Source organism: Streptomyces sp. RLA131, assembly GCF_056270125.1.
This window is the reverse complement of sequence record NZ_JBWDOQ010000002.1, coordinates 6,880,839-6,904,918: the sequence shown is the minus strand read 5'-3', so window position 1 is coordinate 6,904,918 and position 24,080 is coordinate 6,880,839. Positions and strand designations below refer to the sequence as shown.

Below are 24,080 nucleotides of genomic sequence, written 5' to 3'. Positions count from 1 at the left end.
TATCGGATATTGCATACAGTCTGCAGTGAACAGTGCAGGCCCCCTGCCTCAGCCGCCCGCTCTGCTCACGGAGGTGGGCGTCCCCGGTGCCGCCTGCCGTGCGGGGGCGTACTCGCCGCCCGTCCGGTACTCCCGGAACGCCGTCTGGGTGAGCGCGAAGAGCACGGCGACCGCGATGGCCGCGCCCGCGACCGGGAAGAACGGTGCCGCGCCCAGGTGCCGTACCCCGAAGCCCGCGATCATGACGGAGATCGGGAAGGTGCCCGTCACCGCCAGCATCACCAGGCCCATGACCCGCCCGATGAGGGCCGGTGGCGTCCACACCTGGAGCATGGTCACGGCGACGATGTTCTGCCAGCCGCTGGCCGCGCCGTACACGAAGAGGCAGATCACAGCGCCGGCCAGGCCGCCGGCGTAGGGCACGGCGGCCAGTCCGGTGCCCATCACGACGGCCAGTACCGCGAACAGGTAGGCGGGCGACTTCAGTTCGGGGCTGCGGGTGGCCAGCAGGGAGCCGCCCAGTCCGCCGAGGCTGAGTACGGTGAGCAGGATGCCGTAGCCCGCGGCTCCCGGGCCCTGGTGGGCGAACTCGGGCAGGGCGACCTCGATGGTGCCGTTGAAGGCCAGATTGCATACCAGCGCCACCACCAGGACGACATGCAGAAGCCGTCCCCGGCGCAGCAGTTCGGAGAACGACGGCCCGGCCGGGGCGGAGTCCGCCGGGCCGGTCCCCGTCCGCGGGCCCGTCTCCCCGGCACCGCCGACGTCACCCTCGGCGTCACCCTCGGCGTCACCCTCAACGGCTCCTTCAACGGCCTTCCGGGGGCGCATCCGCAGCAGCACCAGGGCGGACACCACGAACGACGCGGCATCCACGACCAGTGCCGGCCCCGCCCCGAACGCGGCGACCAGCACACCGCCGGCGGTCGGCCCGAGCAGGCCGCCGGCCTGGTTGACGATGGTGGACAGCGCGTTCCCCCGGCCGAGGTCGGCCTTGTCCAGCAGGGCAGGCAGCACCGTGTACGAGGACGGGATGAAGATGCCCGAGCTCGCGCCGAGGATCACCGCAATGGGCGCCAGTTGTCCGAGGGTCGGCGTCACCAGGAAGGCCATGGCCGCCAGCACGGCCACGGCGACGGCCCGTACGGCGTCGGCCACCAGCATGACGCGCCGGCCGCCGAACCGGTCGGCCACGATGCCGCCCAGCGGGATGGTGACGAGCCGGGGAATCCCGTAACAGGCGAGCATGCTGCCCAGCAGCACGGTGCCGCCGTCGCCGGAGAGGATCCACCACGGGACGGCGACGGCGTAGCAGTAGTCACCGAGTGTCGAGGTGAACTGCCCCGCGAGCAGCAGCCGGAAGGGGACGGCAGCCATGGGTCCGCCGGCCAGTGAGGTGCGCACTTTGCGTGCCAGCCCTGCCACGTGTCTCGTGTCTCCATCCTTCACGAACGCCGGGTGTCACCGTCGGTCAGGTGACGGTGGGGTTCCGGCTGCCGACGGGGAGGCGGCGGAACTCGTCCACCATCGCGACGACGGCCGGGGGTGGCGGCAGGCCGAGGTTCTTCTCCACGCTGCGGGTGGCGATCTGCCAGCCCGAGACCGGCACGGGATCGGCCACCACATGTCCGTCGGCGCGCAGTTGGGCGACGTTGCGCCGGACGCTGCGCTGCGCCCACATCCGCGGGTTCATGCAGGGGAAGAAGAGCACCGGGGGTTCGTACGCGAGCATCGTGGACCCGAGCAGTCCGGAGGCGAGGCCGTACGCCGCCTGGGCGAGGGTGTTGGCCGTGGCGGGGAGCACGATGAACCGTTCCGCCCACACGGCCAGCGACACATGGCCGACGGCGAGTTCGTCCGCTCCGTCGCAGTGGACGTCGTCGCAGATCAGCCTGAGGGTCGTGGCCGGCATGATCGCCGCCGCGGCACGGGTCATGACGACCCGGATCTCGACTTCCGGGTCGGCGCGCAGCGCGACGAGGTAGTTCGGCAGGGACAGGACGTTGCCGGATCCGCACACCCCGACCAGCAGCCGCCGGGCGGCCGGCGGCCGGATGCCGCCGTCCGGGGGCCGCCGTCCGGGGTGTGCGTCGTCCGCCGTCATCGGTCCCCGATGGCCGAGGGGGCCGTGGGCCGCAGACCCGCCTGGGCGGCGATGAGGTCCAGCCGGCCCTGGATGTTGAACTTGTAGCTGGGGCAGGGCGGATGCCCCTCATGCCAGGCCTTGGGGCAGGATCCGCCACAGGTCGGCATGAGAACGCAGTCGGTGCACCAGGACTTCCCCTGCTCGATGTCGTCGTTCCAGCCGTCGAAAGGCCCCTGGGGGCGGACGGGTTCGGGCCCGGCCCGGTCGAGGTGGACCAGGGCGAGTTCCCGTTCGGCGTCGGGCACCAGCGGGTGCTCGCTGCAAGAGAAGATGTTGCCGGTGCTGCTGATGATCTCCGCCGTGGTCGTGGTGGCCGGGCACACCACCTTCTTCGCGGCGCGCGGCAGCAACTGCACCGTCAGACCGTGATCGACAAGGAGCTGTATCCAGCCCAGTTCCTGCTCGGCGAACCTCTTCTTGGACACCTCGATTTCCGAGACGTCATTCCCCCACGAGTGGACGGGAACGATCGAGAAGCTGACATTCGGCCGGGAGAAACCGAGTTCCGCCATGAGTTCGATGTAACGGGGGATGCTGTCGTGATTGTGTACGTCGACGTTCGTGCGAAAGGTGAAGTGCGCAGAGCGGAACTCGGGGCGTTCCACCGCGTCCCGTACCGTCCGTACGATCTTCCAGAACGAGCCCTGTCCGCTTTTGAGGGGGCGGTGGGTGTCGTGTATCTCCGGGGGGCCGTCGACGGTGATCTCGAAATGGGTGACCCCGCAGTCCTGTATGAGGGTTTTCACCTTGTCCGCGGTGAGCAGGGTGCCGTTGGTCACCAGGACGGAAGAGTAATCTACGCCCCGTTCCCGCGCGGCGCGGACGAATCGCGGCGCCAGATCCCGGATCACCGCGTAGCCCATCATCGGCTCGGCGCCGAACCAGTCGATACGGATCCGCTCGGTCGACGGCGCGTTCACCGCTCGCAGCACCCGGTCCCGTACCCGGTCCCGGTGTGTGCGGGTGAGACCGCCGCGGGTGTGCTGCTGACCGCAGTAGGCGCATCCCATATTGCAGTAGGAAGTCGGCAGAAGGGCGATCTGGACGGAGGAACGGTCCGCGGAGGCCCGCCGGTTGCGTTCGAGCACCGCCGGCATTTCGTTCTCGTCGGCCGGTACGACGACCTGCGCGTCCCGGAGTGCGCCGAGCCATTGCGGTGAGGTCCCGTCCAGGTTTCCGGTACGGAGCGACTCCGCGGTCTCAAGGTCCACGACCATAACCTTCGCGGCCCTTGTTCCGTAAAGAAGCCGTACGCCCACACCGGTGCCGTCGCTGTAGCTATTCTCGCTCATCACGACATAGCGACTGACTTTCTCCATACCTCCGCCTCTCGGTGCTGGTCGTCGGGCCGAGCGCGTGAATCGGTGCGAGACGGCGGTCCGGGCGGACGGCAGGCCTCCCCCGCGCCGGCGGGCCTCCGGCGCCGGAGTGCCACCACGCGGCGGGGAGGCCCGCGGCCGGTTCCCTCGTGGTCAGTTCAGCAGACGACGTTCGTGTTCGAGTCCGCGACCTGTCCCTCGACCTCGCTGGCCACGGCGTTCAGACGGGCCTGGATCGAGCCGAGGACCGAGACCTCCTCCGGGCTGAGCGAGGCGAACACCTCGCGCTCGGACTCGGACAGCAGGTCGACGGGCGTACCGGCGCTGCGCAAGGCTTCCAGCGTCTCCTGGGACATGTCTGCTCCTTCTGAAGATGGTCACCGGGGTCGTTGCACGAGCAAGACTCCCACCGGACCAGAGCGCCGACATCCCTCAATCGACTATGAATCACGAGGTGGTGGGGCCGGACTCGCCCCGGGTCGACCACTTGTCCGACTCATCCCCCGAAGCTACACTGCGCCTGTGGCTGACGATTTGTGCTGGGAAGTTCATGCCACGGGTAACTTACCCGCGGGAACGGGTTTGACGAGACGTGAGCTGCGCATTGCCACACTTATGGCTGCTGGCGCCTCGAACCGCCATGTTGCACAGGATCTTCGCATCAGCCCGCACACCGTCGCGGCGCACTTGCGCAACATGCTCAGAAGAGTGGGCGCGTCGAACAGAACCGAGTTGATCGCACGTCTCTATGCGATGGGAGTTCTGATCCCTGGAGCCTGGCCGCCCCTTGCGACGGAGCGAAGTCCGCGCGTGGGAACCGCCGCAGCGGTTTCGGAATCCCCTCTGGATACATTGGGTCGCTCAACCGAATCTGTCAGTGTCAGCTGGGCACAGTTTGGGAACGAGGTATCGGTGACCATGACCTTCAATGCTTTGCAGGCGCTTCGAGAGGCCGGCCATCCAGTGGATCTCCTGGCGGTCGAACAACGCTCTGTCCTGGCGGAATTGAGCGAGGTCGAGGTTCAGGTTCTCAACTCGGTCAAGGGGCGTCTGGAAGCCGTCTCCGCCGAAGTGGAAGGCCAGGAACTCAAACTCCTATGAGCGGTCCCGTGCGCTGTCCCGGCTGTCAGTCGCCGGCGGCCGAAGCGGCGCGTTTCTGCTCGGAATGCGGAACTCCGCTGACCCGGCCGGAACGCGTTTCGGACAGCCGGAAGATCGTGACCGTTCTCTTCATCGATCTCGTCGGTTCGACGGAGCTCGCGGAAACCCTCGATCCCGAGGCCCTGCGGCTCACCATGGACCGCTACTACAGCGCCTGCACCGCGGCCATCACCGAACGCGGGGGTGTCGTCGAGAAATTCATCGGCGACGCGGTGATGGCCGTCTTCGGGGCCTTCGTCAGCAACCGGGACGACGCCTTTCGCGCCGTCCAGGCCGCGTGCGTGATACGGGACGCGCTGGTCGGGCTCAACGTCGACCTGGAGCGGGGCTTCGGGGTGCGGCTCGACATCCACACCGGCATCGCCACCGGTGAGGCGGTCGTCGTCGCGGCCCCCGGCGCGGGCGCCCGCGTGGTCGGCGACGTGGTGCACACCGCGGCCCGGCTGCAGTCCAACGCCGAGATGCACCAGATCCTCGTCAGTGACGCGACGGCCCGGCTCGTGGCGGGCGGGGTGCGGATGGAGGCCGTCGCCCCGCTCCGGCTGAAGGGGAAACGGGAACTCGTCACGGCCTGGCGGGTCGTCGAACTGCTCGACGGCACACTCCAGGACGACCTGTTACCGCTGATCGGACGGGACGCCGAGCTCGGCCGGCTGCTGGCGACCTACGCGCGGGCACGACAGGACCGGCGCTGCGCCCTGGTGACGGTGCTGGGGAGCGTGGGCATCGGCAAGTCCCGCCTGGTGCGGGAGTTCCTCGCCGCCCCGGCCGCTGCCGGTGCGGCGGTGCTGCGCGGCACCTGCCAGGCCTACGGTGTCGGGCTCACCTACCGGCCGGTCGCGGAGGTGGTCCGGTCCCTTCCGGGCGGATGGGCCGAGGCGGTGAGTGTCCTCGAAGCCGGCCACCCGGACGCGCGGCAGGCGATCAGGGCTCTGTCCGTGGCGCTGGAACTGCATGAGGAGGACGGCTGCTCGGTCGGCGTCGCGGAGATCGCCTGGGCGTTCCGCTGCCTGGTCGAGGCCCTGGGCCGGCGCGGTCCGCTGATCGTGGTGTTCGAGGATCTGCACTGGGCGGAGCCGACGCTGCTGTCCCTGATCGGCGAAGTGGTCGGCGGGACCGCCGACTCCGAGGTGCTGGTGGTGTGCACCGCCCGGTCGGAGACGGCCGGCCCGGTCACGGCCTGGGCCGGTGAACTCGCGGCGTCCGTCACCTCGCAGTCCGTCACCTCGCAATCCGTCGTCCTGGAACTCGATCCGCTGACCACCGCTCAGAGCAGGGTCCTGGTCGCCCTGCTGGCCGAACAGGGCGAGGTGACGGCCCAGTCCGCCCCGGCCGCCACAGCCGTCCGGTCGGCGGATCGCACCGACGAGGCCCTGGAACGGATCGTCCAGGAGTGCGACGGCAATCCGCTCTTCGCCGAACTGCTGCTGGAGAGCCCCTTCGGCGACGGCGACGTACGGGCCGAGGGCGTGCCGACCACCGTCCGCGTGCTGCTCGCGGCCTGGCTGGACCGGCTGCCGGCCACCGACCGCGAGGTGCTGGAACGTGCCGCCTGCGTGGGCGGCACCTTCACCCTGGGGGACGTCCGCGCGCTGGCGGCGGACTCGCCGTCCCTGACGGACAGCGTGCTGGAGGACTCCGTCCACCGGCTCGACCACTCGCGGGCGGTCCATCGTTCCGGCGCTGCGGACGGCTACCGGTTCACCCGCATGCTGGCCCGGGACACCCTCTACGAGATGACGTCCAAGGCACGCCGCGCCACCTGGCACACCCTGCTCGCCGACCGGGCCGGCGAGCGGGCCGGCGACAGCTGCGCCGACCTTCTCGACGGGGAGCCGGCCCATCACCTGGAATCGGCGTGCCGGCTGCTCAACGAGGTCCATCCCGGGGATCCCCGGCTCCCCGCGCTGACCGCGCGGGCCGCCCGCGCCCTGGTGGCCACGGGGTACCGGGCGCTGCACCGCAGGGACCTCCCGGCAGCGGTGTCGCTGCTGGAACGCGGCCGTGCCCTGGTCCCCGCGGGCGATCAGGAGCACCGCACGCTGGCGATCCGCATCAGCGACGCCTACGCCGGACTCGGCCGGTGGGACCGCGCCCGGCAGGCCGTCGACGAGGGGGAACGCAGGAACGGCGGTGATCCGTGGACCCGGCGCACCTGCGCGATCCTCCGTCAGGCCCTCGCCCTGCGCTCCGGCGACCGGAGCGGCCTGCCGGACAACGCCGCACCGGACGTCGGCCCGGAGCCGAGGGACGACCTCAGCTGGTGCAGACTCCACCAGCTCACCGCGTTCCGCGGCTTCGCCGACGGGCGGATCGGCGCCGCCGAGTCCGCGATGCGCGAAGCGCTCGTCAGGGCCCGGCGGCTCGGCGACACCTACGAGGAGGACCGTGTGCTGGCGTCGGTCTGCGAGCTGACGCAGTGGTCCCCCACCCCGCTCGGCGAGGGCATCGCGCTGTGCGACGAACTGACCGCGAGGTTCGGCACGGACCGCTCCCTGCTGATCCCGATCCTCCTGACCCGGGCACGCCTGCTGGCCCTGGGCGGCCGCCTCGACGACGCGCGGGAGGGCGTGCGGCAGGCCCGTGGCTACGCCGACGACCTGCAGCTGACCCTCGGATCGGTCGCCGCGGAGCAGGTCGCCGGACTGGTCGAGTCCCTGGCCGGGGCCCATGCGCGGGCCGCGCTGCACTACGCCACGGCCGCCGCCCGGCTCGGCGGGCTCGGCCAGCTGACGACGGCGGCCACCCTCGCGGTGTACGCGGCCCGTGAACAGTTCCACTCCGGGGACACGGCCGCCTGCACCGCCTCGTTGGGCGCTCTGGCGGCGGTCCCGCTGGAGCGGCGCGCCCAACTGGTCCTGCTGGCCCTGCGGGCCCGGCTGAGCGCCGAGCGGGCGGCGGAGGACGAGGCGGTGGCGACCGTGGAGGAGGCCGTCGCGATGCTCGCCCACACCGACGATCCCTGCCTCACCGGCGATGTGTGGTTCGAGGTGGCCCAGGTCCTGGAGATCGTGGGGAGGCCGGAGGCCGCCCGGCGAGCGGCGCTCAGCGCGCTGACGAACTTCACCGCCAAGGGGGCCGGGCTGCCCGCCGCCGGTGTCCGTTCCTGGCTGGCCGTCCCGAGGGGGAGAGCATGAGCGATCCGCCGTGGAGACGCCCGACGGCGGCCTGGACCCCGGGTGTTCCGGCGTTCGGGGCGACGACCAGCACCCGGGCCCCGGAGGAGTTCCGGGCCAGTCTGGTCGACGACGTCTCCCCCGAGTGGTCCTGGGGCGGGGCGACCGGCGCGGGTGTGCGGGTCTGTGTGGTCGACAGCGGGGTCGACGGCGGCCACCCGTTGGTGGGCCGGCTGGACCGGTCGGTGACCGTCGTCGAGGGCTCCGACGGGACGATGACCGTGGTCGACTGCCCCGCCGCGGATCTGGCGGGGCACGGCACGGCGTGCGCCGGGGTGATCCGCTCCGTCGCGCCGGAGGCCTCCGTGTCGTCGGTACGCGTGCTGACCGACGGCAAGACGGGCAGTGGCGCGGCGCTGATCGCAGGGCTGTCGTGGGCCATCGACGAGGGCTTCGACGTGATCAACCTGAGCCTGGCGACCACCCAGTCCAAGCTGTCGGCCGCGCTGCACGACCTGGTGGACCGCGCGTACTTCCGGCGGAGCGCGCTGGTGGTCTCGGCGCACAACCGGCCGGTGAACAGCTATCCCTGGTCCTTCTCGTCGGTGATCTCGGTCGCCAGTCATGACGAGGCCGATCCGCTGACCTACTACTACAACCCCGCTCCCCCGGTGGAGTTCCACGCCCGCGGGGTGCGGGTGCCGGTCGCCTGGCCGGGCGGCGGGACGATCCGCTCCACCGGGAACAGCTTCGCCGCGCCGCACATCGCGGGGATCTGCGCGCTCGTACTCAGCAAACACCCCTGGCTCACACCGTTCCAGCTCAAGACGGTCCTTTTTCTGTCCGCCAGCAATGTGGCTGGCCGTATCGGAGGTGCTCATGACGCCCCCCTTTGACGTCGAGGCGACCACCGAGCGTCGCCTGCTCCAATCCGTCGTGCAGGTCGCCCGGCACGCGTTCGGCGCGGCCGCCTCCTCGGTGTTCCTCATCGCTCCCGACACCCGGGAACTGGTCTTCGAAGCCGTCGCCGGCGAGGGGGACGGCCAGCTCATCGGGGCCCGTTTCCCCCCGGGTACGGGCATCGCCGGATGGGTCGCCGCCTCCGGGCAGTCGATGCTCGTGGACGACCTGCGGGACTCACCGCAGTTCTCCGGCGAGGCGGCGAAGTCGACCGGCTATGTCCCCAACAGCATCATGGCGGCACCGCTGTTCAGCAACGACAACTGCATCGGCGTCCTGGAGGTGCTGGACCGCGGTGTCAACGGCGAGCGCGAGATGGCCGACGTCGAACTGCTCGACCTGCTCGCCGACCAGGCCGCCATCGGCCTGGAACTGCTGACCCGGCTGCGCACCTCGACCCCGAACCAGCGGTCGGACAAGGCACTGCGGCTCCTCGAAATGGCAGAGGCGCTGCTGGCCACCGCGCATGGGTGAGCGGTGTGTGCTGCTGGTGACCAGAAGGGGCGACGCGGAGGCCACCGGGCTGGCCTGCTCGCTGCGGCGCGTCGGGGTCCCCGTCCGCCGTCTCGACTGCGACGGCCTGGACGGGGTCGCGGTCACCGTGGAGGCCGGGGGCGCCCTCACCGTGGGCGGGGTCCGCTGCCTTCCCACGGTCACCTGGCTGCGTCACTTCTCCATGCGCGCCGCGCCGGGACCGGGCGACGCCGCGGGGCGCATGCTGCACCGCGACTCGTGGACCGCGCTCGTCCGCCAGCTGTCCGTGGTGTCGGGGGCGGTCATCGGCGGGGTGGAACCCGGCCGGCTCCAGCAGCGGGCCCGGGCGCTCGCGCTGGGGGTGCGCACACCGCGTGGGCTGGTCACCACCGATCCCGGGGCCGTCGCGGCACACTGCCCGCGCGGCCGGTACGTCGTCAAGGTGCTGGACCGGCACTTCGTGGAGCCCGAGCCCGGCGAACTGGCCTGGTTCCTCCCGCGGATCGTCGATCGCGGGTCACTGGCCGACGGGGCGCCGCCGTTCCGCGCGGGCGCACCTGTGGTGGTGGAGGAGTACGTCGCGCACGAGCGGGAGATGCGGGTCTACGCCGTCGGCGGGGAGGTCCACGCCTTCGAGGTCGTCAAGGACGACCCGGGCGACATCTGGTCCCGCCCCGACCGCGTACGCGTACGCGCGGTCGACGCGCCGGCACCGGTGGCCGACGCGGTCGGCGCGCTGTCCCGGGCATGGGACCTCACCTACGGGGCGTTCGACTTCCTCCTCGACGGCGGTGAACCCGTCTTCCTGGAGGTGAATGTGCACGGCGACTGGAACTGGTTCGAGCGCAAGGCCGGCGTCACCGTGGTCAGCGACGCCGTGGCGCGCACGGTACGCGATCTGCACCGGTCGCTCGTCGCGGCCGGAACGGGCCGCCCGGCGCCCGCGGCCCCGGTGGACCTGCTCACCTTCCTGGGCGCCGGGCAGTCCGCGCGGTGACCCCCCCCTCGGCGGGCGGCGGGTGCGGCGCGGCGCTGCGGCCGGGGCGGCCGGGGCGGCCGGGGCTACGGTGTCCCGGGCTCGGGGCCGGTGGCCAGCGGGCGCGGGGAGGCGGACCACTCCTCCAGGGAGCCGTCGTACACGGCGACGTCCTCGCGGCCGAGCAGGGTCAGCGCGAGCGCCACCGCCGCGGCGGAGATGCCGCCGCCGCAGTAGAGCAGGACCGGGGAGTCCGGATCCGTGAGTACCGGGGCGACCCGGGCCGCCAGTCGCGCGGGGGGCAGGAATCGGCCCGCGTCGTCCAGCAGGTCCCGGCCGGGGAGGCTGTGGCTGCCGGGGATGTGGCCGCGCCGGGAGTAGCGGGTGGGGGCGGTGCCCTCGAAGCCGGAGGCCGGCAGCGCGCAGACCAGGGTGCCTGGGCGTTCGCCGCCGGCCACGGCCTCGGCGTCGGCGATGCCCGCCCAGAGGCCGGGGCGGGGCACCGGGGTCAGCTTGCCGTCCGGTGCGACGGGTTGACCCGATACATCCGGTTCGCCGGACTCCACCGGGTGTCCGGCGGCCAGCCAGCCGGCCCGGCCGCCGTCCAGCACGGCGGCCGGCACCGAGAGGGAGCGCAGCATCCACCACAGCCGGGCGGCCCAGATGCCGCCGCCGTTGTCGTAGACGACGACCGATGTGCCGTCGCGCACGCCGAGCCGGGTCAGTGCCGCCGCCAGCGCGTCCGGGGCCGGGAGGGTGAAGTGGTGGGGCGCGGTGGGGTCGGACAGTTCGGCGGTGAGGTCGGCGTGCCGGGAGCCGGGGACACGGGCGCCGAGCCAGCCCGCGCGGCCGGATGCCACCCGGTAGTCGCCGTCGTGGCGTGGTGAGGGCAGTTCCGCGGTGGCGTCCAGGACCACGAGCCGCTGGTCGCCGAGGTGCCGGGCCAGCCATACGTCATCGACCAGAGGGCCGGGAAGGAAGGCGTCCATGGCCGGATGCTAACGCCGTGACCTCGCACGTATCGCCACTCGTATCACGCTACGAGACAAAAGTGTCCCACTCCTCGGACTGCGCTTGCGTGGAATCACCCCTGGAAGGTTATGGTTTCGGCCATCTACGCGGGAGCCCCGAGCCGAACGGGCTGAGAGGGCGTCTGGGACCGGGAATCCGGGCCCCAAGGGGACGCCGACCGCATCACTTGAGTCGTCAGTGCCGCGTAGGAGTACCGATGTCAGCAGCAGTTTCCGAGCAGCAGTGTCATCCGGCCGCGGCCTTGACGCCCCGCTCCTGTCGCTGAACCGACGTCCTCCCGGGCCCGGCGCCTCGCCTCTCCCCGCCTCGCCTCTCCCCACCCTCTTCTGCCCCGCCTTCACCCGCTGCGGAGTTCCCCGATGTCGCACGTCCGCGTCATGCTCGACTACTTCCACCCATGGCCGAATTCCGCCGGTTTCTACACCGCCCGTGAGCGGGGCTGGTACCGCGCGGCGGGGATCGACGTGGAAATGACCGTTCAGGACGCCGGGCGCGGCGACACCCTGGAGTATCTGCTCCGGCACGAGGCGGACTTCGGGGTCTTCCCGCCGAACCGGCTGCTGGCCCGGCGGACCCTGCACCAGCCGCTGATCGCGGTGGCCGCGGTCAACCACCGCGCCCTGGAGGCCGTCCAGACCGTCACCAGCACCGGCATATCGCGCCCCCGCGACCTGGCCGGACGCCGGATCGCCTTCAACCCGACGCCGCGCGGCCGGGCCATGGTCCGGCATCTCGTCGCCGCCGACGGGGGCGATCCGGACACGGTCGTCACCGTCGACTCCGGCAGCCGGGAGCTGACCGTCGACGACATCGCCGCGGGCGAGGCCGACGCCACCTTCGGCAACTACTGGTCCTGGGACGCCCTGCGCGGCCGGCTCCCCGAGGAGCAGCGGATCACCTGGCCGGTCGACGAGATCGGCGCGCCCCGCTACCACAGCTATGTGCTCGGCACCCGCGAGCAGTTGATCGAGCGCAACCCCGGCCTCGTCCGGGCCTTCCTGGAGGCCACCGCCCGCGGCTTCGCCGCGGCCGCCGCCGAACCGGACCGTACGCTGGCGCTGCTGGAGCGGGTCATCCCGTACTTCCCGCGCCCGCTGATCGCCCGGTCGCTGGAGCTGGTGGCCCCGACCTGGACCGATACCGAGGGCCGTTGGGGCGTGATCGACGAGGGGCGTACGCGGCCGTACGCCCGCTGGCTCGCCGAGCACGGCGCGATAGCGCACGCGGACGGCTGGGAGCGGTCGTTCACCAACGAACTGCTGCTGGGCGCGGCCGCGCGATGAGCACCGATCGTTTCTCCCGCGGGGTAGGGGCCCTGACCGCGCAGGCGGCCGACCTCACCCGCCGCATGGCGGTGGACCTCATGCGGGTCACCAGCGCGCTGTGTCGGGGCTGACCGAGCCACCCCGTCACCCCGTCACCCCGGCCTGCCCGCCGGACCGCGCACAGCACCCCCGAGGATCCCCGCCATGAGACGCCGCGCCCTGCTCGGTATCGTTCCCGCCCTGTCCGCCGCCGTACTGCTCGCCGCCACCGGCTGCTCGTCCCCGGACAGCGGCTCCGGCACCTCCGCCGCCGCCGCCGCGAGCCTGACCAAGGTCACCCTCGCCCTGGACTGGACGCCCAACACCAACCACACGGGCATCTACGTCGCCCAGCAGCTCGGCTGGTTCAAGAAGGCCGGGATCGACCTGCGGATCGTCCCGTACGGCTCGACCGCCCCCGAGACGCTGATCGCCAACCACAAGGCGGACTTCGGCATCTCGTACCAGGAGGGCGTCAGCACCGCGCGCGCCGCCGGCCAGGACATCACCTCCGTCTTCGCGGTCACCCAGAAGACCGACGTCACCATCTCCGTCCGGGCCGACCGCGACGACATCACCTCCCCCAAGGACCTGGACGGCAAGACCTACGCCGGGTTCGGCGCCCCCTACGAGAAGCCGCTGCTGCGGAAGGTGATCCGCGCGGACGGCGGCACCGGCGACTTCAAGACCGTGACGCTCAGCACCTCCGCGTACTCCGCCCTCTACGCGGGCAAGGCCGACTTCGCCATGCCGATGCCGACCTGGGAGGGCCTGGAGGCCAAGCTGCTCGGCAAGCCGCTGAAGGACTTCCAGCTCTCCGACTACGGCTTCCCGGCGACGTACTCGACGCTCATCGCCTCCTCCGGCCAGTACCTCAAGCAGCATCCGGCCGTCGCCCGGAAGTTCCTCGCCGCCGTGAGCAAGGGCTACGCCTACGCGGCGAAGAACCCGGACAAGGCCTCCGCGCTGCTGATCAAGGCGAACCGGAGCGTACTGACCAACACCGAACTGGTGAAGCAGAGCGAGCGGCTGCTCGCCAAGGAGTACTACCTCGCGGCGGACGGCAGCGTCGGCGGGCAGAGCGCGAAGCGCTGGCAGGACTACACCCACTTCCAGTTCAAGGCGGGCCTGCTCAGCGACGCGAACGGCAAGAAGCTGACGAAGGAGCCGGACGCCTCCGCCTTCTTCACCACCACGTACCTGCCGGAGCAGTGATGGCCCGGCACAACGCCGTCCGCCGGGCGGTCACCTCCGTCGGCCCGCCCCTCGCCGTACTGGCCCTGGTCATCACCGGCTGGCAGCTCTACACCACGGCCGCCGGCGTCGATCCCAGCACCCTGCCCGGCCCGGCCCGGGTCGTCGGGCAGGGCTGGGCCAACCGCGCCGACCTGTGGGCCAACACCCTGCCGACCCTCCAGGAGACGCTGTCCGGCTTCGGCCTGTCCTTCGTCGCCGCCTGGCTGGTCGCGGTCCTGCTGGACTTCTCCGCGACCGCCCGCCGGGGGCTGTACCCGCTGCTGGTGGCCTCGCAGACGATCCCGATCGTCGCCGTGGCCCCGCTGCTGATCATCTGGTTCGGCTTCGGTCTGCTGCCGAAGATGCTGGTGGTCACCCTCACCACGTTCTTCCCGCTGGCCGCCAACCTGGCCGCCGGTTTCGCCGCCACCGACCGCGAGGCGATGCGGCTGCTGCGTTCGCTGGGCGCCGGACGGCTGCGCAGCTTCCGGCTGGTGCGGGTGCCGAGCGCGATGCCGTACTTCTTCGCCGGGCTGCGCGTCAGCATCACCTACGCGGTGGTCGGTGCCGTCTTCGCCGAGTACGCGGGCGCCGAGAGCGGCCTGGGCATCTACATGCAGGCGCAGAAGAGCGCCTTCCGTACCGACCTGGTGTTCGCGGCGGTGGCGGTGACCGCCGCCCTGAGCATCGCGCTGTTCGGGGCCACCTACCTGCTGCAACGGCTGGTACTGCCCTGGGAACGGGCGCTGAAGAAGGAGGAGCGCGCATGACCGGCACGCGGGCGCGGCTGGAGATCCGTGGCGTCGGCAGGTCCTTCGGCGATCTGGAGGTGCTGCGCGATCTGGAACTCAGCGTGCGGCCCGGCGAGTTCGCCGCGGTGATCGGGCCGAGCGGCAGCGGCAAGAGCACCCTGTTCAACCTGGTCTCGGGGCTGGACACCGCGACCTCCGGCGAGGTGCTGGTGGACGGCAGGCCCGCCGATCTGCGGTCCGGGCAGGTGGCGTACATGCCGCAGAAGGACCTGCTCTTCCCCTGGCGGACCGTCCTGGACAACACCGCCATCGGCCTGGAGGCCCAGGGCGTCCGGCGGCGCGAGGCGCGGCGCCGGGCCGGTGAGCTGTTCGGGGCGTTCGGCCTGGACGGCTTCCAGTCCGCCTACCCCTTCCAGCTCTCCGGCGGCATGCGGCAGCGCGCCGCCCTGCTGCGCACCGTCGTCCTGGAGCGGCCCGTCCTGCTGCTGGACGAGCCGTTCGGCGCGCTGGACTCGCTCACCCGCACCGAGATGCAGCTGTGGCTGGCCGACATGTGGCAGCGCTACCGCTGGACGGTGGTCCTGGTCACCCACGACATCCGCGAGGCGGTACTGCTCGCCGACACCGTGCACGTACTCTCCCCGCGACCCGCGTCCGTGGTGGCGCGGATCGAGGTGCCGCTGCCCCGGCCGCGCCCGGCGGACCTGGTCACCGAGCCGGAGTTCACCGCCGTCGAACGCCGCGTCCTGGACGCCCTGAGCGACCGGGCCGTCCGGTGAGCCGGCTGACGGCCCACGGCATGGGCACCGAGCCGGTCGCCCCGGACTGGCCCCCGCTGACCGAGGCGGAGGTCGCCGAGGTGCTCGGCGACGGCCCGGCGGCCCGGGTGCTGTGGCGCAGCCCGCGCCCCTTCTCGGCGGCCGCCCTGGTGGAGCGCGACCGGCTGCTCTTCGTCAAACGGCACCACTCCCGCGTACGCGGCCTCGACGGGCTCGCCGAGGAGCACGCCTTCCTGCGGCACCTGCGCGAGCACGGCGCCCCCGTCGTGGAGGTCCTGTCGGCGGTGCGGCTCGGCGAGTGGGTGTACGAGGTGCACACCGCCGGTACCGGTACCGACCTGTACCAGGACGCGCTGTCCTGGTCGCCGTTCACCTCCGCCGGGCACGCGGGCGCCGCCGGGGCCGCGCTGGCCCGGCTCCACCTCGCCGCGGCCGGGTACGAGGCGCCGCCGCGCCGGGTGCAGCCCCTGGTGTCCTCCTTCACCGTCTTCGCCGACCCGGCCGACCCGGCGGCGGCGCTGGAACGGTACGCGGCGCGGCGCCCGGCGCTGGCCGCCGCGCTGGCCGGCCGGCCGTGGCGGGCCGACACCGAACGGGTGCACCTGCCCTTCCACCGGCGGCTGGCCCCGCTGCTCGACGGCCTCGAACCGCTGTGGACCCACAACGACTGGCACGCCTCCAACCTCCTGTGGGACACCGACGGCCCGCACGCGCGGGTGGCCACGGTGCTGGACTTCGGGCTCAGCGACCGCACCACCGCCGTCCACGACCTGGCCACCGCCGTCGAACGCAACATCGTCCAGTGGCTGGACCTGCCGCACGGCACGGTACGCGTCCAACGGGCCCATCTGGACGCCCTGCTCGACGGCTACACCGCGGTCCGGCCGCTCAGCGCAGCGGAGGCCGCCGCACTGCCGGAACTGCTGCCGCTGGTGCACGCCGAGTTCGCGCTGTCGGAAATGGACTACTTCCACGGGGTGATCGGCTCCGCCGACAGCGTCGCCCTGGCCTACGACTACTACCTGCGCCACGCCGAGTGGTTCAACGGCCCGGAAGGAAGAGGGCTGCTGGAACACGTACGGGAACGCGTGGCGCCGCTCGGGCGGGCCACGTACGGCGGCCGGTCATGACCGGCCGCCGCCGTATCCGCCGCACGGGCCGCGCCGGTCCACCCGCCGGGCACGCCGCACGGGCCTGCGGCGGCGCCCCGACACGCAGGTCGACTCCTGTCCCGACCGCCACGCGGGCAAGCCGGTACGCCGCTTCGGCGCGGGCTCCTGCGTGGTGCTCACCCAGGCCGTGAACAGCCATGACGTGGGCCACGCCCGGGGCGGCCGCGCCGCCGCCCTGCGGCGCGTCACCGCCCCGGCCCTGGTCGCCGGTGTCGACACCGACCGCCTCTACCCGCTCTCCCAGCAGGCCGAGCCGGTCGCCGCGTCCGTCGGCGAGCTGGTCCTCAGCTCAGGCAGCCGACGTGCGCGAGGGCCTGCTTGAGGAGAACGCCCTGCCCGCCGGGCATCTCCTGCTGCACCAGCGGGTCCGCGGCCTCCTCCGGGCTGAACCAGACCAGGTTCAGGGCGTCCTGCCGGGGGGTGCAGTCGCCGGCCACCGGGACGATGTAGGCCAGGGACACCGCGTGCTGGCGGGCGTCGTGGAAGGGCGTCACCCCCTGCGTCGGAAAGTACTCGGCGACGGTGAAGGGCTGCGGAGAGGCCGGGATCCGTGGCAGCGCCACCGGGCCGAGATCCTTCTCCAGGTGCCTCAGCAGCGCGTCACGGACCCGCTCATGGTGCAGCACCCGCCCGGAGACCAGGGCACGGCTGACCGTACCTTCCGGCCCGATCCGCAGCAGAAGCCCGATGTGCGTGACGTCACCGCTGTCGCCGACCCGCACCGGCACAGCGTTGACATACAGAATCGGCATCCGCTCGCGCGCCAGTTCGAGTTCGTCCGGAGCGAGCCAGCCGGGCGTGGTGTCGGTCATGTCAGCCATTGGCTGATCGTACGTTGAGCACCTTCCCTTTGGCGCGCCCCGCCCCGGCCCACCTTGTGGCTCCGGCCACGCGGGCGGTGAGCTCTCGCGCGGCTCAGCCTGCGGCGTACGCGACGAAATCGGCCCAGGCGGCCGGGGACACGGACAGCCGGGGGCCGTCCTTGTCCTTGGAGTCGCGGATGTGGACGGCCTCGGGCCGGTACGCGACCTCCACGCAGTCGTCACCCTGGGAACCGCTGTGGCTGCTCTTGAACCAGTCCAGCTCGCCGTTGGCGCTCATAGAGCTCCTCGCATCCGTTTCAACAGCTCCGCCGAATCCGCCGGGGACAGGGCCTGTGAGCGCATCTTGGCATAGCGCATCTGCATGAGGCTGACGTCTTTCCGGCCAGAGATCAGCTGCCCGGTCTGCTGCCCCTCCGCATAGCCCAGCCACTGGTGATCCTGCGCCTCCAGAAGCCGCATCGGGCCGTCCGCACCGGCGTGCTGCGGCTGGCGCAGCGGCATGATCTGCAGCTCGACGTTCCACAACCGCGCGCAGGCGAGGAGGTGGCCGAGGAGTTCCCGGGTCACGTCCTCGCCGCCCGTGTGCCGCAGCAGCACCGACTCCTCGACGATGAAGCTGAACGCGATCGGCGGCTTGCGGGTCAGCAACTCCTGCCGCTCCAGGCGCGCGGCGATCCGCTGCTCGACCTCCTCCTCGGTGGGCGGCGGCGGGACGTTCAGCATCACGGCGCGTGTGTAGGCCTCCGTCTGCAGCAGTCCGGGCACCACCCGGCACTCGTACGTGCCCAGGCTGACCGCCGTCGCCTCCAGCTGCGCCCACTGCCGGAACCACGCCGCCAGGCCCGGCTGCCGCGCCACATGCCGCGCCGCCGCCCGCAGCACGCCGAGCGCGTCCAGCACCTCCTCGGCCCGCTCCACGAAGTCACCGGGCGGCAGCCGCCGCCCCTGCTCGATCGAGGCCACGAAGTGCATCGAGAAACACACCCGCTCCGCGAGCTGCTCCTGCGTGAGCGAGGCCCGTTCACGGAAGACCTTGAGGACCGCCCCGAACGCCCGCAGGCCGTCCGACGGTTCGGGTCCACAACTGCTGCTCGCCATCGGCGGCCCCCTCGTCATACATGTCGTACTCCTCGCCCTTGTCCAACGACGCCACCACCGGGATCGGTTACTCGTACGCTCCGCGCCGCGAACCCGTACACCGCTGCCCGTACGGCCTGCGGCGAGTTTCGGGCGCGCAATCGAAGTCCGCTGTGGGGTAAGGTTTTTGGGCTGCGCACCTTCCCGGAGGGTACGAGCGCAGAGTTCGCGGTCCGGTTCGCCGGTCGTGGGCAACGGATGGAGAGCCACCGCGTGGACCTCACCTCGCGTGAGGACGGATGCCCGGAAGGGCGGTCCCGCCATTCCGAGCCCACGTCCGAGGAGTGGTCCTGTTGAACCCTGTCGAGTACAAGCCTGCGCGCCGCGTCTGGGTCCGTGAGGTCCTGATCGGCGCCGCCGCCGGAATCGTCTCCAACCTCGTGCTGGAGGCGCTGGCGGCGGCAGCGCGTCTGCTCATCTGAGACAGGCGGGTGGCGGGCCCGGTGAGCCCGCCACTCCTCTTTCGACTCGCCGTCTCTCGGGAGCGGTCGGGGCACCTCTCAGAAGAGAGTTCTCTGCCCGGGGTGGTTCCCGTCCTTCCCGGCATCCAGCTGCTTCTTCTTCCTCTTTCTGGCACGTGAACGATTCCGCCCTCGCGGCGGACGGGGCAGGTGCGGCTGCCGAGCGGCGGGCGGAAGGTTCTCCCAGGTGGGACGCAGTCCGTGAATGTGCACGTCGCCGACGATGTCTCTCAGGTAAGCCTGGGTCTCCTCGTCCGTGGAGTAGAGCACGGTGGCACGGCTGGCTCGCGTCATCAGCACGTGGTACGCGTGCCGTACGCACCGGGCGAAGTCCTCCTGGCTCAGCTTCTTCCCGTTGAGTCTCGGGTCGAAGGAGCCCGGCACCGCGACGCGTTTCACTCCTGCCTCCGGGTCCTTGCGTGCTTTGCCCTTCCGGAAGACCCACTGTCCCTCCCGCCGCACCATGTCGTCGCCGAGGATCACACCGCACCAGTCCCATTCGAGGCCCTGGGCCGTGTAGACACAGCCGATCTGGTTGATCCCGTTCTCGTGCACGGACCAGATCCTGGACGGTGGGACCGCCCCGTTCTCGCAGAAGCTCAGGCTGTCGGCGTTCCAGGGCTTGTGCCAGTCACCGATGCGGACATCGGCCTCCAGCCGCTTCTCCTTGCCCAGGGGTTTGGTCCAGGGCCAGCAGAATCCGGCCACCATGCGGGCCGAGGCGCCGGCCGCGGCCTCCGTGCTGATGATCTGTTCGAGTTCTTCGGGGCTTTCCGCCACTTCCACGTGCATCAGGCCGTCGGGGATCCACGGCTTCGGCTCCTCGTCCGAGAGGCCGATCACGGCACGCACCCAGCGCACGTAGGCGTCGCTTCCCCCGCAACGCCACTGCTCGCTGAGCGGGTACAGCACCGGGCGGATCCCCCGCGCCCTCGCGGCGTTCTCGATCAGGGCGACCGTGCCGACCTCGTTGGGCCGCACGGACTGGCTCTCGTCCAGGAAGAACAGGGTGAGACGGGAGGCGTCCAGCAGCTCGTCCACCTGAGGTTTCGTGCCCTGCCTCTCCGCGGGGAGGTAACGGTTGGTGGTGCGGTCGCGCAGGCGGTGAGCCTCGTCGCAGATCAGGACGTCCAAGGGCGGGTCGGGGGGTGTGACGAAGTTGCTGAAGTAGGTGAAGGTCTCCTTGAACTCCTTGTCGCCGTAGCCCACATGCTCCTGGATCGCGCCGTTGAAGGCCCGGCTGCCGCTGGCGTACTTGACCGTGCGGCCGACTGCTTCGAGATCCGCCTTGAGCTGCAGTCCGACGGCGCTCTTGCCCGTGCCGGCGCCGCCCGTCACGAGGAAGACAGCTCGCCTGTCGTCCGGAAGGAGCCCGGGACGGTCGGGGTCCCCGAGGATCATGGCCGCTCGCTCCAGAACGGCCCCGGCGACCTTCTTCTGCTCGCCCCGAAGGGTGAACACCGTGTCCTCGCCCTGAGATTTGATCATCGCGTCGAGCAGCGGGGTGTTCCGCAGGTTCATGCGCCGCAGGAAGCTCTCGGCCTCGGAGTCGGCACCGTCCTCGGCGAAGTCGTTCCGCAGATCTGCGAGCAATCTGGCGCGACTGTCATTGGTGTATGCGCGCGCATAGGGCCCCGTGGGTGCGTCCGCGCCCAGCAACGCCTTCACGGACTCGTCGGTGGCGTTATGCAGATAGGTGAAGCCGCCGCATTCGACGGTGAGGCCGCTCAGCGGCCCCTTGTCGCCGGTGAACAGTTCGTAGGACTCACGGAGTTGGAGAGCGGGATGCCGCTTCGGATCCATCCCCGGGACCCTGACCAGCTCAGCGGTGAAGGCCTCCACCCGGGTCACCGTGGACCAGCGCTTCAGCTCCACAAGTTGGAATGAGGGCCGGTGGGTCTCGGGGTGTCTGCCGACGAGTACCACGTCGATGAGCCGGAGTTCGGTGCCATCCTCGGGTTCGTCGACCGTCGCCGCGCATTCGACAATCATCTCGACGTTGCCACGGCCGGCCGCGACAAGGTCCTTCGCAAGCTCGATCAGGCTCTCCGCCCATGCGGAGCGTTCGGAGACCGAGGCCTCGGATCCGCGGAAATGCTGCCACCGGGCTGCGAGGTGGGGCACCATTCGGCGCCGTAAGTTCAGGGTGAGCAGGTCATTTGCTGAAAGCTTCAGCAGGAGCACAGACACGAGGTGGTTCCCCCAGGGCACGAGTGACTCGTGCGGGTGGGGGCGTGTCCGCGTGGGGAAGCCCGTCGGGCCGCAACCGGTACGGGCGATCTTAAGGAATCGGGCGTCCGTGCGGATGGAAGTGGCTTGTTGTCGCCGCCCGGCCGCCGGGAGGGCGACCGGGTAACTGGCAGCGGTGTCCGATTGGATGGATGTCCCGACGCTGCGGAACCTGCGCCGGTCGATGGCCATGCTGGAAGCGGTCCTCAACCCGGACGGAGAGCGGTACTACACCTTCAGCTCACGCTGGTCGGAAACGGAGGGGGTCGCATCCATGAGGCTTCCCCGATCGGTTACGCCGTCGATGTCGACTGAGCAACCGGTCGGACCGTGGCCACCTCCTGCTCCGCCCTGACCAGCTCCCGCAGTTTCTCGCGCGTCTCCGGGTCCGTGGAGTACACGACGGTGCCGACCATGCCGCGCGTCAGCAGCACCTTGTACGTGTTGCGGATCAGGCGGTCCACGTCGGCATCCGACGTGGACTTCTTGAAGACCGGGTCCTTGGACGCCGTACGGTCCGTGACCCAGCGGTCGACGCGCCAGACCAGGTCGGGGCCGATGATGACGCCGGACCAGTCGTACTCGAAGCCCTGCGCGGTGTAGACGCAGCCGACCTGGCCGAAGCCGGCCGGGTCGGTGGCCCACAGGGCGGACGGCGGGGCGCCGGAGACGGCTCGGTCGCCCCGCAGGTTCCAGGGGCGGCCCCAGTTGCCGATCACCACGTCCACGGGAAGCGGGTTCCCGGGCCTGGGTTCCGGCGACCACGGCCAGCAGTAGCCCGCAGACATCCGGGCGCCGTAGCCCTCGGCGCGGCGGCCGTCGAGGAAGGCTTCCATCTCCTCGGGGCTTTCGGCGACCAGGAGTCGCATACGGTCGTCAGGATCCCAGGCCACCGAGCCGCCCGCCTCCAGGCCCAGGAGCCGTACCACCCAACGCAGATAGGCGTCGCTGCCGCCGCAGCGGAACTGACCGTCCAGCGATACGACACGGCAGGCGACCCCCTTCCGGGCAGCGGCTGCCTCGATGTCAGCCACCCTGCCCATCTCACCAGGACGCACCACCTGGTGTTCGTCGAGGAGGAAGACGGGGACACGGGCAACGTCGATGAGTTCGTCGATCTGTGGTCTGCCCGTGCGGTGGGCAGCCGAGGTGTAGCGGTTGGCGGAGGTCTCGCGGATGCGGTGCGCCTCGTCACAGATCAGCACGTCAAGGGTGTTCTTCTCTGCCGTCATGAAGCTGTTGAAGTACTTGAAGAGGTCCTGCACCTCACGCTTACGGGCGCCCGCGACCTTGCGCATGGTTTTGGTGAACGACTGGGAGCCCGTGGCGTGCAAGGCGGGCACACCCTGCCGGAACAGCTCACCGAGCAGAGAAAGCGCGATGACGCTCTTGCCTGTGCCGGGGCCCCCGGTGACGACCACGACCTCCTTGTGGTCGGACTGCTTCGCCTTGCGGACGGCGTTGAGCACTATGCGGTAGGCGACCTGTTGCTGGTCCAGCAGTACGAACTGCTCGCGCTCGCGCACCTCCTGGGCAGCAACCGACATCAGCTGCTTCGACGGGACCGTCTTCCCCGCAAGGAGTTCATCGGCCGCAGGGGCGCCCCGATGCTTGTCGCTCAGCTTGGCACGGAGGTGGCCGACGAATTGTCCGCGTCGCTCGGCGGTGAACAACTGTCCCCGGTCGTCGATTTCGATCTGACGGAGTCCGCTCGCCCCGAACTCGGTGGCGTTGTGCAGGTACGCCACCCCATTGACACGCTCCGGGTGTTCGGCGACCGCGCCGTTGAAGTTGACCAGGTATTCGCAGTAGCGGCGCACCTGCTCGATGGGGTTCAGGACAGGCTGCGCGTATGCCTCGACATGGCAGAGTGCCGGGTCGTCCTCGTGCGGCACGGCCTCGCTCCACTGCTTCAGCTCGACCACGACATAGGACGACTCCCCGCTGACCGGGTGCACCCCGGCGAGTACGGCGTCAGCCCGCTTGCTGTTCAGGGGAAGCGCGTACTCGAGCATGACCTCCACGTCGCCGAGGCCCGCTTCGTTGAGGGCGGCGACCAGGAGCGGGATGCTGCGCTCCCAGGAACGGGCCTCGGCAGGTCCAGGGCGATAACCGTGCATGCGGACGAACTTCTCGGCGAGGTGATGGAAGAGCGAACCGTCTAGCGCCATGACGGCGACCGTCCTGGCCGACGCGCGGAACAGCAAGGAATTCCCCCAGGCAGCACGAAGTGACTCGTGCGGGTGGGGGCATGTCCTTCGAGACTCCACCGGAGTGGAGCGGAAGCCCGTCGGGCCGCAATTGCGATGTGATCAAGGGTACCCATGCGCCTCGGCAGGGTCGGGGTTCTTGGCCCAGCAGGCACTCAACCACCCATTCCACGCCATACGCGCAGGTCACGAGCTGCGCTGAAAAGGACCTCGATCTCCCCAGCGCCCAGCACGGCGCCATGTTCCCCAGCCAGCAGAGCAATCAGCCGTCGCACGTCCGTCACCAGCACCCCGCGGGGCCGGCCTTCGACCTCGACATCCATAGCATCGACGAAGGCAAGCACAGGAACAGCCTCGACCTGCAATCCCGTGGCGGTTGACAGAATCTCGGAGGCTTCGAAGGCTTCACAGCGGCTCCTTTCGAGGAGATCACTGTCGCGGCACCGCCCGTCCACACGAAGGTGATCGCCGTCTGCCTGAACCTGTGCGCCGCGGAGATATTTGGTGTTGATCACAAATGCACCGCCGGGTCCAATGGCGAGATGGTCGATGTCTCCACCGGACGGGCAAGGGACCGCGTGCAAGATGTACCAGCCCCGCCGTCCCAGAGACTCCAGAAGATTGCCTGGACGGTCTCTCCTGTCGCACCTCTGTGCCACGGCGTGTCTCCGAGGGCCGATCCTGTTTCCGCAATACCCCTCTTGGTCACCGCCTCACCAGGTTCGTTCAGGAACAAGTCGTGTCGGGAGGGGATGAAACCGGGAGCGCTGTGCTGTTGGGGCGGGACCTGCG

The 24,080-nt window shown here is 70.7% G+C and carries 24 protein-coding genes; 13 read left to right on the top strand and 11 right to left on the bottom strand.

Annotated elements, in window-relative coordinates; translation table 11 throughout:
• Positions 1-48: 48 nt before the first annotated feature.
• The 4 genes from RWE79_RS32205 to RWE79_RS32190 all read right to left on the bottom strand — a co-directional run bounded on the left by RWE79_RS32205 (position 49) and on the right by RWE79_RS32190 (position 3,821).
• Positions 49-1,425 (bottom strand): MFS transporter, encoded by a 1,377-nt coding sequence (locus RWE79_RS32205; RefSeq protein ID WP_475943597.1) that lies wholly within the window; start codon positions 1,423-1,425, stop codon positions 49-51.
• Positions 1,426-1,471: 46 nt separating this feature from the next.
• Positions 1,472-2,104: a flavoprotein gene (locus RWE79_RS32200; protein WP_475943596.1), complete on the bottom strand. Its 633-nt coding sequence runs from the start codon at positions 2,102-2,104 to the stop codon at positions 1,472-1,474.
• Positions 2,101-3,363 carry a radical SAM protein gene (locus tag RWE79_RS32195; protein ID WP_475946230.1) on the bottom strand — a complete coding sequence of 421 codons (1,263 nt, stop codon included), beginning with the start codon at positions 3,361-3,363 and terminating at the stop codon, positions 2,101-2,103. Before RWE79_RS32195 ends, RWE79_RS32200 begins: the two co-directional genes overlap by 4 nt.
• Positions 3,364-3,623: 260 nt before the next feature.
• On the bottom strand, positions 3,624-3,821 hold the full coding sequence (locus RWE79_RS32190; protein WP_475943595.1) for an aroma-sacti cluster domain-containing protein: 198 nt from the start codon (positions 3,819-3,821) through the stop codon (positions 3,624-3,626).
• 166 nt (positions 3,822-3,987) lie between these two features.
• Between RWE79_RS32190 and RWE79_RS32185 the strand changes: the two genes are divergently transcribed.
• The 5 genes from RWE79_RS32185 (at position 3,988) to RWE79_RS32165 (ending at position 10,173) form a co-directional block, all read left to right on the top strand.
• A complete protein-coding gene (locus RWE79_RS32185) occupies positions 3,988-4,566 on the top strand; it encodes a response regulator transcription factor (protein ID WP_475943594.1) in 579 nt (192 codons plus the stop codon).
• Positions 4,567-4,682: 116 nt separating this feature from the next.
• Complete coding sequence (locus RWE79_RS32180) at positions 4,683-7,763, top strand: AAA family ATPase (protein ID WP_475943593.1); 3,081 nt, start codon at positions 4,683-4,685, stop codon at positions 7,761-7,763.
• On the top strand, positions 7,760-8,638 hold the full coding sequence (locus RWE79_RS32175; RefSeq protein ID WP_475943592.1) for a S8 family serine peptidase: 879 nt from the start codon (positions 7,760-7,762) through the stop codon (positions 8,636-8,638). The genes RWE79_RS32180 and RWE79_RS32175 overlap by 4 nt, the downstream gene beginning before the upstream one ends.
• A complete protein-coding gene (locus tag RWE79_RS32170) occupies positions 8,622-9,176 on the top strand; it encodes a GAF domain-containing protein (protein WP_475943591.1) in 555 nt (184 codons plus the stop codon). Before RWE79_RS32175 ends, RWE79_RS32170 begins: the two co-directional genes overlap by 17 nt.
• Positions 9,169-10,173, top strand: coding sequence for an MvdC/MvdD family ATP grasp protein (locus tag RWE79_RS32165; RefSeq protein ID WP_475943590.1), 1,005 nt, complete (start codon positions 9,169-9,171; stop codon positions 10,171-10,173). Before RWE79_RS32170 ends, RWE79_RS32165 begins: the two co-directional genes overlap by 8 nt.
• 65 nt (positions 10,174-10,238) lie before the next feature.
• Here RWE79_RS32165 and RWE79_RS32160 read toward each other — a convergent pair whose 3' ends face one another.
• Positions 10,239-11,141, bottom strand: a complete 903-nt coding sequence (locus RWE79_RS32160; protein WP_475943589.1) for a sulfurtransferase — start codon at positions 11,139-11,141, stop codon at positions 10,239-10,241.
• Between the two features lie 402 nt (positions 11,142-11,543).
• Here RWE79_RS32160 and RWE79_RS32155 point away from each other — a divergent pair, with 402 nt between their 5' ends.
• From RWE79_RS32155 to RWE79_RS32125, 7 genes are all read left to right on the top strand, one after another.
• Entirely contained in the window at positions 11,544-12,467 is a 924-nt protein-coding gene (locus tag RWE79_RS32155; protein ID WP_475943588.1) for an ABC transporter substrate-binding protein, read from the top strand.
• On the top strand, positions 12,464-12,580 hold the full coding sequence (locus tag RWE79_RS32150) for a putative leader peptide (RefSeq protein WP_475943587.1): 117 nt from the start codon (positions 12,464-12,466) through the stop codon (positions 12,578-12,580). The genes RWE79_RS32155 and RWE79_RS32150 overlap by 4 nt, the downstream gene beginning before the upstream one ends.
• Positions 12,581-12,653: 73 nt before the next feature.
• Positions 12,654-13,703, top strand: coding sequence for an ABC transporter substrate-binding protein (locus tag RWE79_RS32145; RefSeq protein ID WP_475943586.1), 1,050 nt, complete (start codon positions 12,654-12,656; stop codon positions 13,701-13,703).
• A complete protein-coding gene (locus RWE79_RS32140; protein WP_475943585.1) occupies positions 13,703-14,494 on the top strand; it encodes an ABC transporter permease in 792 nt (263 codons plus the stop codon). Before RWE79_RS32145 ends, RWE79_RS32140 begins: the two co-directional genes overlap by 1 nt.
• On the top strand, positions 14,491-15,255 hold the full coding sequence (locus RWE79_RS32135; protein WP_475943584.1) for an ABC transporter ATP-binding protein: 765 nt from the start codon (positions 14,491-14,493) through the stop codon (positions 15,253-15,255). Before RWE79_RS32140 ends, RWE79_RS32135 begins: the two co-directional genes overlap by 4 nt.
• A gap of 20 nt (positions 15,256-15,275) precedes the next feature.
• Entirely contained in the window at positions 15,276-16,385 is a 1,110-nt protein-coding gene (locus RWE79_RS32130; protein WP_475943583.1) for a phosphotransferase, read from the top strand.
• Positions 16,386-16,536: 151 nt separating this feature from the next.
• Positions 16,537-16,749 carry a hypothetical protein gene (locus RWE79_RS32125; RefSeq protein ID WP_475943582.1) on the top strand — a complete coding sequence of 71 codons (213 nt, stop codon included), beginning with the start codon at positions 16,537-16,539 and terminating at the stop codon, positions 16,747-16,749.
• On the opposite strand, the gene RWE79_RS32120 is transcribed toward RWE79_RS32125, so the two are convergent.
• The 3 genes from RWE79_RS32120 to RWE79_RS32110 form a co-directional block, all read right to left on the bottom strand.
• Positions 16,712-17,239: an NUDIX hydrolase family protein gene (locus tag RWE79_RS32120; RefSeq protein WP_475946228.1), complete on the bottom strand. Its 528-nt coding sequence runs from the start codon at positions 17,237-17,239 to the stop codon at positions 16,712-16,714. The genes RWE79_RS32125 and RWE79_RS32120 overlap by 38 nt on opposite strands.
• Before the next feature lie 103 nt (positions 17,240-17,342).
• The gene (locus tag RWE79_RS32115; protein WP_475943581.1) at positions 17,343-17,528 is read right to left on the bottom strand and encodes a DUF397 domain-containing protein; all 186 of its coding nucleotides are present in this window, start codon (positions 17,526-17,528) and stop codon (positions 17,343-17,345) included.
• Complete coding sequence (locus tag RWE79_RS32110) at positions 17,525-18,367, bottom strand: helix-turn-helix domain-containing protein (protein ID WP_475943580.1); 843 nt, start codon at positions 18,365-18,367, stop codon at positions 17,525-17,527. The genes RWE79_RS32115 and RWE79_RS32110 overlap by 4 nt, the downstream gene beginning before the upstream one ends.
• Positions 18,368-18,681: 314 nt before the next feature.
• Between RWE79_RS32110 and RWE79_RS32105 the strand changes: the two genes are divergently transcribed.
• Positions 18,682-18,810, top strand: coding sequence for a DUF6408 family protein (locus RWE79_RS32105; protein ID WP_475943579.1), 129 nt, complete (start codon positions 18,682-18,684; stop codon positions 18,808-18,810).
• Between the two features lie 78 nt (positions 18,811-18,888).
• Here the strand turns inward: RWE79_RS32105 and RWE79_RS32100 are convergent, their stop codons facing one another.
• From RWE79_RS32100 to RWE79_RS32090, 3 genes are all read right to left on the bottom strand, one after another.
• Positions 18,889-21,270 (bottom strand): DUF2075 domain-containing protein, encoded by a 2,382-nt coding sequence (locus tag RWE79_RS32100; protein ID WP_475943578.1) that lies wholly within the window; start codon positions 21,268-21,270, stop codon positions 18,889-18,891.
• Positions 21,271-21,371: 101 nt separating this feature from the next.
• Positions 21,372-23,285 carry a DNA/RNA helicase domain-containing protein gene (locus tag RWE79_RS32095; protein ID WP_475943577.1) on the bottom strand — a complete coding sequence of 638 codons (1,914 nt, stop codon included), beginning with the start codon at positions 23,283-23,285 and terminating at the stop codon, positions 21,372-21,374.
• 158 nt (positions 23,286-23,443) lie between these two features.
• Positions 23,444-23,947 (bottom strand): nuclease-related domain-containing protein, encoded by a 504-nt coding sequence (locus tag RWE79_RS32090; RefSeq protein ID WP_475943576.1) that lies wholly within the window; start codon positions 23,945-23,947, stop codon positions 23,444-23,446.
• Positions 23,948-24,080: the final 133 nt, after the last annotated feature.